This is a genomic window from Pedobacter suwonensis, assembly GCF_900111825.1.
Classification (GTDB): Bacteria; Bacteroidota; Bacteroidia; order Sphingobacteriales; family Sphingobacteriaceae; genus Pedobacter; species Pedobacter suwonensis.
In genome coordinates this window covers 23867-37645 of record NZ_FOJM01000005.1, presented here as the reverse complement: position 1 = coordinate 37645, position 13779 = coordinate 23867, and the positions used below count along the sequence as shown (strand labels likewise).

Sequence of the window (13779 nt, the reverse complement as noted above, 5' to 3'; positions counted from 1 at the left end):
GCTATTTCAGCGTTAATTTTATGCTATTGCTCAATGTTTGATAAATGTTCTGCAATTCGGGCATATCAGTTAACATGCTCAAATGCTTATTTAATGTACTTTCGTCAGCTCTGATTGCTGGCCCGGTTTGCACATCTCCCGGCAGGTTGCTCATTACCTTATTGGCTGTTTCTGCAATCAGTGGCCTGATGATTTCGAAGTCCAACTCATTCCGGCTTAAAATTTTATTGGCGAGGGCGTACAGGTGATTAGGGAAATTACAGGTAAAAACCGCCGCAAGGTGCAATACTTTCCGCTTCTCTCCATTTAACTCATACACCTCCCGACTCATTTTAGCTGCGAGATTTTTTAAAATCATGAATTGCTTTTCGCCGTTTGCTTCAATACAAAGCGGAACGTTTTCAAATAAAACTTCTCTATCTTTTGAGAAAGTTTGCAGGGGATAAAAAACGCCGGCGTGCTGAACTTGTGATGATAAAATATCGATATCGGTAGTACCAGAGGTATGCACCACCAAGCCCGTAACATGTTTCAATGATTTTGCAACGCTTTCAATCGCATCATCCTTTACCGAGATGATATACAAATCAGCCTGTTGTTCAAGTTCCGTGAGATCGTTTATACCAACAGCCCCTATTAAATCAGCCAATGATCTTGCATGGTCTAAATTCGGGCTGTACACCTGTATTACATCTTCACCATTTGCTTTAAGTGCTTTTGCCAGGTTTGTGGCAACATTACCCGACCCCAATAAAACGATTTTCATGGTTTATACAGTTTTGGCCTCTTTTCTCCTTCTGAAAATTGAAAGCAAGAAACCCACCACCATTACAATGGTTCCAGCCCAGTATAAATTGATAAAAGGAAATTCTATGGCTTTGAAAACTACCCAGTCTTTAGCCTGTTGTGGTTTCTCAAAAATTTGAAGCTCTACTTTTTTCTCATCAGGTAATACATTCGAGAAACGGAATTTCAGATCTAATTCATCTATCTTACGTGCAAAATCAAAAGTATTGTTGCCTTTAATTAAGAAAATAGGCTCTGTGTTATAAATTTTTCCTGCAGCGTTAATTTCTAAAGGTAAACCCACAGCATAATCGCCTTGTGCAAGTGCTAAATCTTTGGCTGTTGGTTTTCTATCCAAATCTTTAACCGTAACCACTCCGCTGGAGGTATGAATGGTATCACCTACCGAAACCTTAACAATACGTGGTGCTTTATAATTCTCATCATCAGAATGTCCTTCATGATCGTCATGAGCAGTTTGTTTAACTGCTGCACTGGTAATGTGCGTGTACACATCATAGGTAAGATAATGTTTGGTATCAGGAGAAGCAATTAAACCCATTTTTTCATTATCCTGAGTATGAGGGTGCAAATTAAAATCTTCCTTAATCTTACCGTCTTTATCTACAACCTTAAAATTAAGTGTATAAAAAGTATTTGGAGCCTGAGTAGTATCGCTAACATAAGTTACCGTGTACTTGCCCATTTTTTTAGGCTCATTTTTATACAACATGATATTCTCTCCAGGCTTTTCTGTTTTTTCAAAATCCTTTACCGGAATAAAATTATTGGCATTAATAGATAAAGGTTTATTCGTAGCAGCAGAAATTAAAGCACCCAGAATCAGGAAAGCAAAACCGATATGCGCAATCGCCGAGCCTGCTAACTTTGCCTTGCCACCAAAGGCCTGGTACAATACGCCAGCATTTGAAAGCACCGCAAATAAACAGCTGAAAGTAATCAGGATGTACATGGTATTGGTGTAAATTTCAGCCACATACACTAAACCTGCTGTTAATACGATAGAAAAAGCAATTACAGATACCAGACTGCTATAAAATTTGCGCGGATCGGTTCTCTTGTATTTTAAGTACTGAGAAAAACCCGAAATCAGGGTAATTACCATTGCGAAAGGTGCCTGCCACTGATTATAATATTTAACAGCATCAACAGGCGGGGTAAAATTAGTACCAAAGGCCTTGTTAAATACCGGAACCGAAGTAGAAAAAATAACCTGGATACAAGCAATGGTTACCACCAAAGCACCAATAAACATCCAGAATTCGCGCGAATAGGTTTCCTCATCCTTGGTCGTGATCGGCAATTCTTTCCAACGCTTGATAATCAAAGCAACAGCTAAAACCGCGAAAACCACATTGTATAACACCAAATGGCCAAACATCCCCATATCGGTAAATGAGTGAACTGAAGTATCTCCTAAAATTCCGCTTCGGGTTAAAAAAGACGCATACAATACCAATAAAAAACTTAGGAATACCAAAGCAATTGCAGTGAAATAAGCGTGCCCGGTATTTTTATACGCAATCATCACGTGTACTGCACCAATTAAGGTTAACCACGGAATCAATGAAGCGTTTTCAACAGGATCCCAAGCCCAGAAACCACCAAAGTTTAACGCCTCATAAGCCCAGAAAGAGCCCATGATAATACCTGTTCCTAAAACCATCACCGCAAAAAGCGTCCATGGCATAGCAGGCTTGATCCATTCTTTATATCTTTTTTGCCACAAGGCTGCAATCCCGTAAGCAAAAGGAACAACCATGCTCGCAAAACCTAAAAACAAGGTTGGCGGGTGAATCACCATCCAATAATTCTGCAACAATGGATTTAACCCTTTTCCGTCGGTAATGAACTTCAGGTAGTTTTTATAATTTTCAGGATTTGCAAAAACTACAGGTGCCTGTGCTTTTAAATCTAATGCATCTCTTAACAGGATAAATGGAGAACTTCCGATGCGCTCGCCAAAAATCTCTACACCTAAAAGCATAGAGGTTAAAAAAACCTGAGAGAAAGCAACAACGGTCATCACAGGGCTTTCCCATGATTTAGCCTTCCAGATCAATAATGTACCTAAAAAGGATTGCCAGAAAGCCCAAAGCCAAAAACTACCTTCCTGTCCTTCCCAAAAGGCGGATATGATATAGTATACCGGAAGTTGTTTAGAAGAATGGGATTGAACATAATAGTATTCAAAATAATGACCAAGTACCAGGTAGAATAACACGGCACCGATGCAGATAATACTGGCAAAATTAATCAGATATCCTATCCGGCCTAAGTTACGCCAGGATTTTTCTGTTAAGTTTTTATCGCGACTGGCAAAAAAGTACGATATAGTTGATAGTAATGATGCACTAAAAGCCAGTACAATAAAAAACTGCCCGATTTTACCTGGTAACAGGTGCTCGCCTACAAATTGAATATCCATTAAAATTAGTTATATTTTTTCTCGCCGTACTTACCTACAGTGTCTACTTTGCCATCTTTATTAATCTCTACCAGATTATCATTATACTTAGAAGGGCATTTCATTAAAATTTTTGAAGCGTAAAATTTGTCCTTATCCATTTTACCGATAAGCACCAATTTTTCTGATTTTTCGAAATCCTGCGGTTTGGTACCTGCGTAAACAACCTCCCTCACTTCTCCTTTCTCATCTTTCATATGGAAAGAAAAGCGGTTCGCATCCTGTACTGCATCATAATGCGTACCCATCGATTTTACCCAATAGCCCATCACGTGCTCTTCTTTTTCAGAAAGGGCTGCCTGTTTAAAATTAGAATAGGTATCAGTATTCGCATTCAAGCTAAATAAAATTCCTACAGAAATTGCGATGGTAATCAATCCAATGATGGCACTTTTTTTCATGGTTATACTGGTTGTAAAAACTGGCAACAAAGATAGAAAAATAGGCTTAGCCAGCATTCTTTTACATTTTTCTTGTCTTTATATTGACAATCAGCTGATTTTTGAGACTAAATATTTTTTCCGGACCAGGTATTTATAATCAATCTAAACGAATATTTGAAATCATTTAAAAGTTTGTATCGAAATTATTAAGTTTGGCCTTTCAGATAACCATTTCTTTGCGCATTTTACCGTAAAACATTAACCGGATTAATATGAACTTGAAACAGTTTTATAAACTTTTGTTCTTTATTGCTTTGATACCGCTTTTAAGCTCGTGCTTTGAGGTAATTGAAGAGATTTCGATAAAAAACGATGGAACCGGAGATGTTGTGCTGACTATCAACCTAAGTCAAAGTAAAACCAAAGTAGCTTCGGTCATGCTGTTAGATAGTGTACAGGGTTACAAAGTACCCAGTAAACAAAAAATACAGCAGGAACTAAACGAAGCCGTGGCTTATTTAAAAAAATCTGAAGGTATTGCTAATGTAAAAAGCACAAGCGATTTTAATAATTACATTGCAACCGTTAGTTTCTCTTTCAAAGATGTTTCCAATATCAACAACATCACCAAAAACATTCTGGCGAGGCAAAAAATAAAGGCAACCAATACTTCACCTTACCTCTATAATAAGGCCAGCAAAACCTTTAGCCGTAAATACCAGGCCATCGGCAATGCCAAAACAGCATTCAATAAGTTAAAAGCAAAAGACAAATCTGTTTTTAACGGCGCCACCTACACCAGCATCTATCGTTTCGAGTCGGCTGTAACAAGTAGCAGCAATCCGGCATCAAATGTATCTAAATCTAAAAAAGCAGTCATGTTAAAAAGCAGCATTACCGATTTAATAAATGGAAAAGTTAACGTATCCAATACTATCCAACTTTCTAAATAAACTTCCCCCTGTATTTTGTCGAACAGGCAATGCATGGGCTTATCTCTAAAATCTATCTAAATGAAAAAAATTCTAATTGCTATCTTCCTTTTTTTATCGTTTAATGTGACCCGGGCACAAGATCTGGTTAAAAAAATCCCTTTAAATGCTTTCACTGTGGCTACCATTAAAGGCGATAATGTTTTTAAGCTCATGTTTGTTAAGGATTTTAACGAATCTTTTCTGGGCAGGAAATTGCTGACCGAAACATCAAAATCACTTGATCAAAATTTTACCAGCATAGAAGATTTTGGAATTAACGTGGAGAAAAACATGTATTACTTTAACCAGTTAAGCGATAGTATTACCTACAACTGTTTTCTGATCCCGATAAAGGACGCCAGGAAATTTGAAAGCCTGATTCAAAACAAAGAGAAAAAATTTACCCAACAGGGTGATATCCGTACAATGGTTTTGCCCGATAGCACGAGCATAATTAAATGGAATAACGACATGCTCTATTTTGTAGCAGGCAGCATTAACAGTTCTTTCTTTTCCGATTCTACCAAATCTGCACGTTATGGAATAAAAGAAATCAGGTTTCAGAACAATTATGACGATGTAGCCATTGCAGATAGTAGTGTTGTTGTGTCAGATACTGTTTACACCACCACAGCCGAACCGATGGTAGAGGTAGCTGCCCCCCCAATTATTGAAAAAGCAAGAGTTCAGAAAAAAGCGTCTCCTGGCAAAACATCAAAAAAAAGAAGCATAAAGAAAAAAACAGGAAAGAAAAAAGCTGTTAAACCAAAGAAAGTAACATGGACGCAGAACGTCGAGTTTGAAATGGAAGCAGATCCCAGCGAAGAAGTTGTTGATTCTACTGCAACCGCCAAAGTTAATATTGATGCACAATATGATACGTATCAGCAAGAACGTGCAGAACAGGATGCCAAGAAAAAAAGGCTCGCGCTAGTTTGGATGACCGCTCAGGCTGATCAAATTTTCAATGGAAATTATCAATCTATCGAAAACAATAAATCGTACGCAGCAAGTTTAGATGACAAGGCTATTGCAGAACTTTGGATTTCAAGCCTTCAGGATGCATACAATATCATCGCGCCGGGTTTTGGTACTTATGGTAAAGCAGGTTTGATGAAAGGTTACGGCAGCCTGAATGCAAAACTTTTTATGGACAACAAGAGCTTTCGCATCTCCACAGGCTTAGAACTATCACAGGAACAGGCAGATTCTTATAAAAAAATCCTGAACAGAAAGTTAAACAAAAAATTTCTGAAATATGTGAACAGCGAGAAAGCACTTGGTTTCATGAGCTATTCAATCGATACCAAAGCATACCTGGAAGAATTCCCCAAATTATTGAAACAAACCTATGGTTCTTTTATGGGGGCTAAAATGGACGAAGAAATGGACCTGGGTGCCGATCTGATTTCGCTATTGCTAGACGAAGAAGCCGTAAGCAAAGTAATCAAGGGCGACGCATTATTTGTAATCAATGGATTAAATACAAAGGAAGTTACTTATACCGCTTACGAGTATGACGACGATTACAAACAAAAAGAAGTAACAAAAACCAAAAATGAAGTGTTACCTGATTTCCTTTTCATGTTCTCATCTGATGATACCAGATTGATTAATAAACTGATTAAATACGGTATAAACAAAAATTTCGTAACAGCTGAGGGCAACATTTATAAACTAATGGAAAAGAAAAGTCCGATTGATGTTTATTTACAAATTAAAGATGGTATCGTGTTTTTTGGCAATTCTTTAACCGAAATGCAGGGCATTCAAAACAATCAATACGGAAGTTATAAATTAAATAAAATGCATAAGCAACTATTGAGCAAAAACAATTTCAGCTTTTTATTTAATGCTAAAAACCTGGTGGGAAAAGTGCCTGCTTCTGAAATGGGTGGAGACGAAACGGCGAAGAAATTCAACAGCACTCTGGAAAAAATGGGCAATGTATACATGAAATCTAACCCGATCAAAGGGAAGCTGGTATCAGCAGATATCAGTGCAGAAATTCCGAACGGCCACGAAAATGCTTTGAAGTATTTATTCTCGTTAATTGAAAATGCAGCTAAGTAATTAAGTTGGCAGTTTTCAGTTGGCAATGGCCAGTTAATAATTTCCGGTTGGCTACGACACAGTTAACCAATTATACAGTTAACCATTCTCATGAAGAAATTTTTAAAAATAACAGCAGCGATAATTCTATTGCTGCTTGTTTTTTATTTTGGCTTGTTTAAATACAGGCAAATCCAGGCCGGTAAAATATTAATTCCTGTTACTACCCAGACTTTATTAAAAATAAATGTAGATGAACTATACAAGACCCTGGCTGTTAGTTACCTGAAACATCCCAGTCAATATTCCGGAACGGACAAGAAAGGGATCAGAGAAAAGATTAATGATTTAAATACAGGTTTAAAAATCCCCGCAAACATTTACCTATACAACTTAAAAGGAAAAGCTGTAAATACTTTTTACACCCGTTTAGAAATAGCCGATAGTTTGGCATTTGATACTTTTATTCAGAAAAAGCTTATATTGTTAAAAAAGGATGCCCATTTTTTTCAATCTGCAGACTCAACATTTTGTGTCCTGTTTAACAAAACAACTGTAAGCTTCGCCTTCACCATGGCGAAGGAGCCGGTAAAAAACATACTGTACGAGATCCAGGATCAGAAAAATATGGTTAAAATTAGTGATAGCAAGTTTGCACAAATGACCAGTCTTTCCGATCACCTCTCTTTTCAAAATGCAGAAAATTTAAGCAGGATTAATTTTACAGATGGAAAAATTGATTTCAGCGGTGAATTCGAGAATAAATGGATAGAGCCTGCTGTACAACCCAGGCATCGGAAGTTAAATTCCGAAAGTACAGTGGGTATATGGTTAAACGGAAAAATCAGACCGGATTTAATTAAAAAAAATCAAACCGTAAATCCTTCGTTACTATCAAAGGATAGTTTTTTCAGGTTTTACAAAGATTATATGGATTTTGAATGGACAAAAACCATTACACAGGTAGATACCATCGTAGGCTACGAATACAATGAAAACTTTGAGCAAGTGGAGAAAAAAATACTTCAGGACCATAAGATTCCTTCGGTTAAGGTCAATCTGAGTGCCGATGATCAGGCAGTAGGCAATTATCTGAAATCGCTGGGTGCGCTGGATCAATCTACCGGAAAGATTAGCAGTTTAATGATTCCATTGTACCAGGTTTATTTTAAAGGCGGTAACGGCAACGTTTTATTCACTACCGTTAAGGATGCTAAACCTGATTCAAAAAGGGTATCATCTGCTGATTTCTTTTATTTTAAAGTAGATTTCAAAAAGTTAATTAAACAAACATCAATACCATTGATTGCAGACAAACTGGGTACTTTTAGTCAGTTGGAGATTAAAGCAAAAAGCGCAGGGAAAGACAAAATTAAACTTGAATCGGAACTTTTATTTTTAAACAAGGATGCCAATGCCCTCATTCAACTTTTAAAAATGTTTAAAAATGGCTTCAACAGCTCTTTAAATTTTAATTTATCTGTTGATATTCCGGCACGCAAGTAAAATCACTCCCGAAATAAAAGCATATATATACGCTGTTGTATCTGTTCTTTATTTTCTTAATCAAACGTTGGTATATTCGTAAGTTGATCACCTAAAAACATGTTAAATGCTTCATGATAATTTGATTCTTATTTTGGTTTTACTTTTAGGCGTAACCCTGTTGGTAATGGTTGGCCAGAAGATCAAAATCTCCTATCCTATTTTTTTGGTATTGGCCGGCTTACTTATTGGCTTTATTCCGGGTATTCCACATATCAAAATTGATCCCGATCTTGTTTTCCTGCTTTTTTTACCGCCTTTACTTTATGAAGCTGCCTGGTTTACCTCATGGAAAGACTTTTGGGAATTTAAGGGTGGTATATTTTTAATGGCCGTGGGTTTGGTTTTTATTACCTCGGTGGCTGTTGCTTATGCATCTGTAATGTTTATACCTGGTTTTACCCTGGCGTTAGGTTTTTTATTGGGGGGCATTGTTTCGCCACCAGATGCCGTTGCCGCAGCAGCGGTATTAAAAGGCATGAAGATTCCAAAGGTGGTAAGTACTTTACTGGAAGGAGAGAGTTTGGTAAATGATGCTTCCAGTTTAATTGTGTTTAAATTTGCATTAGCTACTATAGTTAGCGGCACATTTGTAATGCAGGATGCCGCGGTAAGCTTCGTTACTGTTGCTGGCCTTGGTATTTTAATCGGTCTTGCTGTTGGCGGCATTTTTTATGTGATCCACCGTTGGTTACCAACAACCGATAATATTGATACCGTACTGACCTTACTTACACCATACTTTATGTACATCACTGCCGAGCATTTTGAAGCGTCTGGCGTAATGGCAGTTGTATCAGGAGGCTTGTTACTCTCCAGTCAATCACATATCATCTTAACCTCAAGTTCCAGAATAAAAACGGTTAACGTATGGTCATCATTAATATTTATGCTCAACGGTGTTGTATTTATATTAATTGGCCTGGCCCTACCAGACATTGTAAACGGCTTGGGGCCTGACTATCCGATAACCAAAGCTATCGGTTACGGATTCGGGATTAGTATACTGGCACTTTTTGTCCGCATGATATGGTTGGTTTCAACCGCTCAGATAACACTGCTCTTTAATAAAAAAACACGAATACGTTACCGGGATATGACCTGGCATTCATATGTAGTGATCATTTACGCGGGGATGAGAGGCGTGGTATCTTTAGCCGCGGCACTTTCCATTCCGGTTATGATTTCTGATTCGGTGGCTTTCCCTTTAAGGAACCTGATTTTATTCATCACTTTTGTGGTCATTTTCATTACGTTGGTTTTGCAGGGACTTACCCTTCCCCTGGTAATCAAATGGCTCAAAATTCCGGAGCCTAAGAGCAAATTAACGGAACAGGAGCAGACAAATCAGATTAAACTAAAATTGATTGACCTTTCCTTAGATAAATTAAATGCCGATTATCAGCACCAATGCACTCACAATGAGTTAATGGTTAACCTAAAAGCAGAGTTACAACATGCTTTAAAAGAAAAAAGGGATAATATCCACGCTTATAGAAGAGGCGAGATTGATAAAGAAGATTTAAAAGCCTACCGGGAAATCGTGCTGGCCTTAATTCAAATTCAGCGCGATGAGTTACATCATTTAAAACGCAACAAAAAATACGATGACGAAGTGATCAGAAAAGAAGAATGGAGGCTGGATTTAGAAGAGTTGAGTATTATTTCTTAGTGCTTGTTTTAAAAGCCGACTAAATAGAAAACGTCTGGTTGTTAAAGAACAGTAAGCAAAACTGGCAAGTAAAAAAAATCCCTGCAAATGTTACATCTGCAGGGATTTTCGCTTTAAGCTTTAGTCTTTCAGCTTTGCGCCCTTATGGCCAAACACCTAGATTCATGTAAGAAACCGCAATTTTATCAATCGAATTAACAAAAGCAGCCGTTCTTAATGTTTTGGTACCAGGTTTTGTCATCAACGTTTCACGGATTTCGTGGTACGAATGGATCATCGTATCTTCTAAACCAGAATTAACCAGTTCCATTTCAGATGCGCCTTTAACAATCATCAAACGGTGTTCAGGAAGAATGGTTTTACCGGTCAGGTTTTCTAACGTATTGATCAGATTCGCATTTGAGTTAGCTGCATAGCGGTTCTCCATACGACCAAAAGCTACGTGAGAAAGGTTTTTCAACCATTCGAAATAAGAAACCGTAACACCGCCCGCATTGCAATACATATCAGGAATGATGATACCACCCATTTCGGTAAAAATGGCTTCAGCTTCTGGTGTAGTTGGTCCGTTAGCACCTTCTGCAATAATTTTCGCTTTAATGTTGCGGATATTAAGTTCTGTAAATTGGTTTTCCAAAGCTGCCGGAACAATGATATCGCAGTCCTGCTCTAAACCTTCCATTGAATTTTTAAAGCTGGTGGCACCTGGAAAATCTAAAATTGAACCTGTGTTTTTACGGTGTGCAAAAACCTCATCAACGTTTAATCCATCAGGATTGTAAATCGCACCTTCAAATTCACAAAGGCCTACAATGGTTGCTCCAAATTCAGACAAGAATTTAGCAGAGTGATAACCCACGTTACCTAATCCCTGAACAATTACCCTTTTATCGCCCAAACCGGCTTTAAAGCCTAACTTAGCCATATCTTCTGCAACTTCAACACATTCACGTACGGCATAAGCTACACCACGACCGGTAGCTTCTTTACGGCCACGGATACCGTGCAAAGCGATCGGCTTACCGGTAACGCAGCCCAAAGCATCGAGCTGACCAGGATTCATGGTCATATAAGTATCGGCAATCCAGCTCATTTCGCGTTCACCAGATCCATAATCAGGAGCAGGAACATCAATGCCGGGACCGATAAAGTTTTTCTTAATTAATTCAGTAGTATAACGACGGGTAATGGTTTCGAGTTCGGCAACACTATATTGTTTGGTGTTGATTTTAATACCGCCTTTTGCACCGCCAAATGGAACGTTAACAATAGCACATTTGTAAGTCATCAGGGCAGCCAGCGCCATAACCTCATCTTCGTTTACCATTTCACTGTAACGGATCCCCCCTTTTGTAGGGCTCATGTGGTGAGAGTGTTCTACGCGCCAGGCATCAATTACTTCAAAACCATTTCCACGGCGGATGGGGAACTGGAAACGATATACACTATTACATGTTTTAATCTGGTTCAATAAACCTTCAGGATGATTGGTAAATTGAGCCGCACTGTCAAAGTTCTTACAAACATCTGCAAAGAACTTGTTCTCGTCTGCTAGATTAGCCATTATTTATTTTTTATATTGAATAAGTTTTCGGTGCAAAATTGCCTAAAAAAAATGCACATATCCAAATGCAAAAATACTTAGTGTACAGCTAACACCACCTTATATAGCGCATGTAAAAGGCGCTATACCGATGATGAAGGTCTGTTCAAAAACGATATTTAAATAGGTTTAAACAGCTATATACCCATCCTTCGACAGGAATAAAACGACTAATTTAATAGGTTTTTTCGTGGCTTAATCTGACGAAAAAAAATTATAAAAAAAATATCCACAGGTCTGTTTTTTTACGATACTGATTAATCAATAAACAAAAAAACAGCTGAAATTATCAATATCATAATTTCAGACCAAAAAACAAGACATAAAAAAGGAGATCAACTGATATTGATCTCCTCTGAAAAATTATCCGGACTATCGCAATTACGATCCTTTATTTATCACTGATGTGGTTTTCTTTTTCGATTTTCTTTAATCTTCTATCGATGGAGAAAAGGTATGCGAGCAAACCTACCAGAATAATTACGATGCAGATAACCACCACGTAAATTTTTCCATTGCTACGAAGACTATCGGCCATTTCTACGCCATTATCTTGTGCAAATAACTGCATAGTAGCCATCATTAATATCAGGGAGAAAAATATTTTCTTCATTTTAGTTATGTTGTTGTTTGTTCTCAATAGTACGTATTCTGAAACGGATGGTATATACCCAATAGCCAATCAGGATCCAGCCCAAACAGGCAGGGTAAAACACCATGCGCATGCGACTATCCAAATCGTAACTGTTAAAACCAGGGTTACCGCCATTGCCCGGATGTAAGGAATCTTTTAGCCGGGGTAAAACAAAAAGCAAGACCACCATCATCGGAAAGGCAAAAATATTGTAAATGGCAGAAATCTTTGCTCTTTTTTGTTCTTCGTCAATTGCATTCCGGAGAATGAGATAGGCAAAGTATAATAAAACAGAAATAGCGGCAAAATTTTGTTTGGGGTCAAAGCTCCAAAATTCTCCCCAGCAATATTTAGCCCAGATGGCGCCGGTAACCAAACCCAAAAGACCAAAAATAATTCCTGCATTTACACTCTCTACAGCCTTCATATCATCAATTTCACTTTTCGTACTCAACGATTTTATACTATAAAAGACTGAGATCGAAAAAAGTACAATCATCGAAAACCACATGGGCACATGAAAATACAGATTTCTAATCGTTTCATTTAATATTGGTAAACGCGGTACGTGAAGTAATAAACCTGCAATTGCCGTATAAATTACCAAAACCGAACCTAAAATTTTCCACCAAGTTTTATGCATATTTATATTTAATTATCGAATTTTAAATGATTGAATTAGTTAATGTTTCTTTGTTCCATCTTCCATTTCCCATCTTCCATATTAATCCCTCCAAAGGTAAGGAAATAACAGTAAAGAGGTTGCCACCACAAGTACATTTACCACCAGCAACATCGTTATTTCATCGTAACTATTCTCCCATGGCAGACCATCAACCGCATTTTTAGCCAGTTTAATTAGCAGAATCAATACCGGGATAATGATCGGAAAGCTTAAAATAGCCATCAGCATCCCACCATTACCCGCTTTGCTCGCTATGGCCGAAACCATGGTAAATACAGTAGAAAAACTGATACTACCCAATAATACAGCTACATAATACATCAATAAATCGGGCGGCGTAAAAGAATCAAAAACCAAAGTGTAAAAACCTAAAGCAATAGTAGTAAGCACCAACATCAGTATTGTATTGTACACCGTTTTGGATATTAACACTGCAGCCGGACTGGCCAATACATAACTATATAACTGCTGACCTTTGGTTTCCTGTAAAAAACTTTTCGATACGCCATTAATCGAGGCAAAAAGCATAATGATCCAAAAGAGTGCGTTCCAGGTTAATTTATCGCCAAGGCTAACAAAAGAGAGGTAACATGTAAAAATGGTAGAGACCACATAAAGCAATACACCGTTAATGGTATATTTGGAGCGCCACTCTAACAATACTTCCTTGTGAATTAAATATTTAACCTCTTTGGCCAATTGCATAGCCGCAAAGATACTTTTATTGATAAATATTGCGCGCCTAAATTGTTGTATTGTTGTAATTTTGTTTGAATGAACCAGGCAATCCTCCTGCCTTTGGAAAAACAACCTATTGTTAATATTCCATTATCCAATAACAGGGATGCACAGTACGCGCTATAGTAGCCCGACTCCTCCCGTCCTCTTGATATTTCGTCTTTGTCAACCAGTTTCTAAAGGCGAATCAACTTTTTGCTAACTATGAACCTTAAAGGT

At 37.8% G+C, this 13779-nt stretch carries 11 protein-coding genes; 4 read left to right on the top strand and 7 right to left on the bottom strand.

Translation table 11 applies throughout. From position 1 onward, the window contains the following. Position 1: 1 nt before the first annotated feature. Genes BM107_RS07560 through BM107_RS07550 form a run of 3 tightly spaced genes read right to left on the bottom strand, consistent with a single transcriptional unit; the run spans position 2 to position 3675 of the window. Entirely contained in the window at positions 2-766 is a 765-nt protein-coding gene (locus BM107_RS07560) for a Rossmann-like and DUF2520 domain-containing protein (RefSeq protein ID WP_090981893.1), read from the bottom strand. A gap of 3 nt (positions 767-769) precedes the next feature. Further along, positions 770-3235: a heme lyase CcmF/NrfE family subunit gene (locus BM107_RS07555; protein WP_090981891.1), complete on the bottom strand. Its 2466-nt coding sequence runs from the start codon at positions 3233-3235 to the stop codon at positions 770-772. Between the two features lie 5 nt (positions 3236-3240). Beyond that, positions 3241-3675 (bottom strand): cytochrome c maturation protein CcmE domain-containing protein, encoded by a 435-nt coding sequence (locus tag BM107_RS07550; protein ID WP_090981889.1) that lies wholly within the window; start codon positions 3673-3675, stop codon positions 3241-3243. Between the two features lie 254 nt (positions 3676-3929). Here BM107_RS07550 and BM107_RS07545 point away from each other — a divergent pair, with 254 nt between their 5' ends. The 4 genes from BM107_RS07545 to BM107_RS07530 all read left to right on the top strand — a co-directional run bounded on the left by BM107_RS07545 (position 3930) and on the right by BM107_RS07530 (position 9900). Then, positions 3930-4610 carry a hypothetical protein gene (locus tag BM107_RS07545; protein ID WP_090981887.1) on the top strand — a complete coding sequence of 227 codons (681 nt, stop codon included), beginning with the start codon at positions 3930-3932 and terminating at the stop codon, positions 4608-4610. Between the two features lie 60 nt (positions 4611-4670). Then, complete coding sequence (locus BM107_RS24630; protein ID WP_090981885.1) at positions 4671-6704, top strand: hypothetical protein; 2034 nt, start codon at positions 4671-4673, stop codon at positions 6702-6704. Between the two features lie 90 nt (positions 6705-6794). After that, positions 6795-8189, top strand: coding sequence for a hypothetical protein (locus tag BM107_RS07535; protein ID WP_090981882.1), 1395 nt, complete (start codon positions 6795-6797; stop codon positions 8187-8189). A 106-nt stretch (positions 8190-8295) separates the two neighbouring features. Further along, positions 8296-9900 (top strand): Na+/H+ antiporter, encoded by a 1605-nt coding sequence (locus tag BM107_RS07530; RefSeq protein ID WP_090981880.1) that lies wholly within the window; start codon positions 8296-8298, stop codon positions 9898-9900. 142 nt (positions 9901-10042) lie between these two features. Here BM107_RS07530 and BM107_RS07525 read toward each other — a convergent pair whose 3' ends face one another. The 4 genes from BM107_RS07525 to BM107_RS07510 form a co-directional block, all read right to left on the bottom strand. Beyond that, entirely contained in the window at positions 10043-11464 is a 1422-nt protein-coding gene (locus tag BM107_RS07525; RefSeq protein ID WP_090981877.1) for a Glu/Leu/Phe/Val family dehydrogenase, read from the bottom strand. 430 nt (positions 11465-11894) lie between these two features. Beyond that, positions 11895-12116 carry a CcmD family protein gene (locus BM107_RS07520; RefSeq protein ID WP_166672315.1) on the bottom strand — a complete coding sequence of 74 codons (222 nt, stop codon included), beginning with the start codon at positions 12114-12116 and terminating at the stop codon, positions 11895-11897. Position 12117: 1 nt separating this feature from the next. Further along, positions 12118-12780 (bottom strand): cytochrome c biogenesis protein CcsA, encoded by a 663-nt coding sequence (gene ccsA, locus BM107_RS07515; RefSeq protein WP_090981874.1) that lies wholly within the window; start codon positions 12778-12780, stop codon positions 12118-12120. A gap of 81 nt (positions 12781-12861) precedes the next feature. Next, positions 12862-13527 carry a heme exporter protein CcmB gene (locus BM107_RS07510; protein WP_090981872.1) on the bottom strand — a complete coding sequence of 222 codons (666 nt, stop codon included), beginning with the start codon at positions 13525-13527 and terminating at the stop codon, positions 12862-12864. Positions 13528-13779 lie beyond the last annotated feature (252 nt).

Excerpts from the sequence above, each read along its gene's own strand:
- BM107_RS07560 (WP_090981893.1), bottom strand. The coding sequence starts at position 766 with ATGAAAATCGTTTTATTGGGGTCGGGTAATGTTGCCACAAACCTGGCA.
- BM107_RS07555 (WP_090981891.1), bottom strand. The coding sequence starts at position 3,235 with ATGGATATTCAATTTGTAGGCGAGCACCTGTTACCAGGTAAAATCGGG.
- BM107_RS07550 (WP_090981889.1), bottom strand. The coding sequence starts at position 3,675 with ATGAAAAAAAGTGCCATCATTGGATTGATTACCATCGCAATTTCTGTA.
- BM107_RS07545 (WP_090981887.1), top strand. The coding sequence starts at position 3,930 with ATGAACTTGAAACAGTTTTATAAACTTTTGTTCTTTATTGCTTTGATA.
- BM107_RS24630 (WP_090981885.1), top strand. The coding sequence starts at position 4,671 with ATGAAAAAAATTCTAATTGCTATCTTCCTTTTTTTATCGTTTAATGTG.
- BM107_RS07535 (WP_090981882.1), top strand. The coding sequence starts at position 6,795 with ATGAAGAAATTTTTAAAAATAACAGCAGCGATAATTCTATTGCTGCTT.
- BM107_RS07530 (WP_090981880.1), top strand. The coding sequence starts at position 8,296 with ATGCTTCATGATAATTTGATTCTTATTTTGGTTTTACTTTTAGGCGTA.
- BM107_RS07525 (WP_090981877.1), bottom strand. The coding sequence starts at position 11,464 with ATGGCTAATCTAGCAGACGAGAACAAGTTCTTTGCAGATGTTTGTAAG.
- BM107_RS07520 (WP_166672315.1), bottom strand. The coding sequence starts at position 12,116 with ATGAAGAAAATATTTTTCTCCCTGATATTAATGATGGCTACTATGCAG.
- ccsA (WP_090981874.1), bottom strand. The coding sequence starts at position 12,780 with ATGCATAAAACTTGGTGGAAAATTTTAGGTTCGGTTTTGGTAATTTAT.
- BM107_RS07510 (WP_090981872.1), bottom strand. The coding sequence starts at position 13,527 with ATGCAATTGGCCAAAGAGGTTAAATATTTAATTCACAAGGAAGTATTG.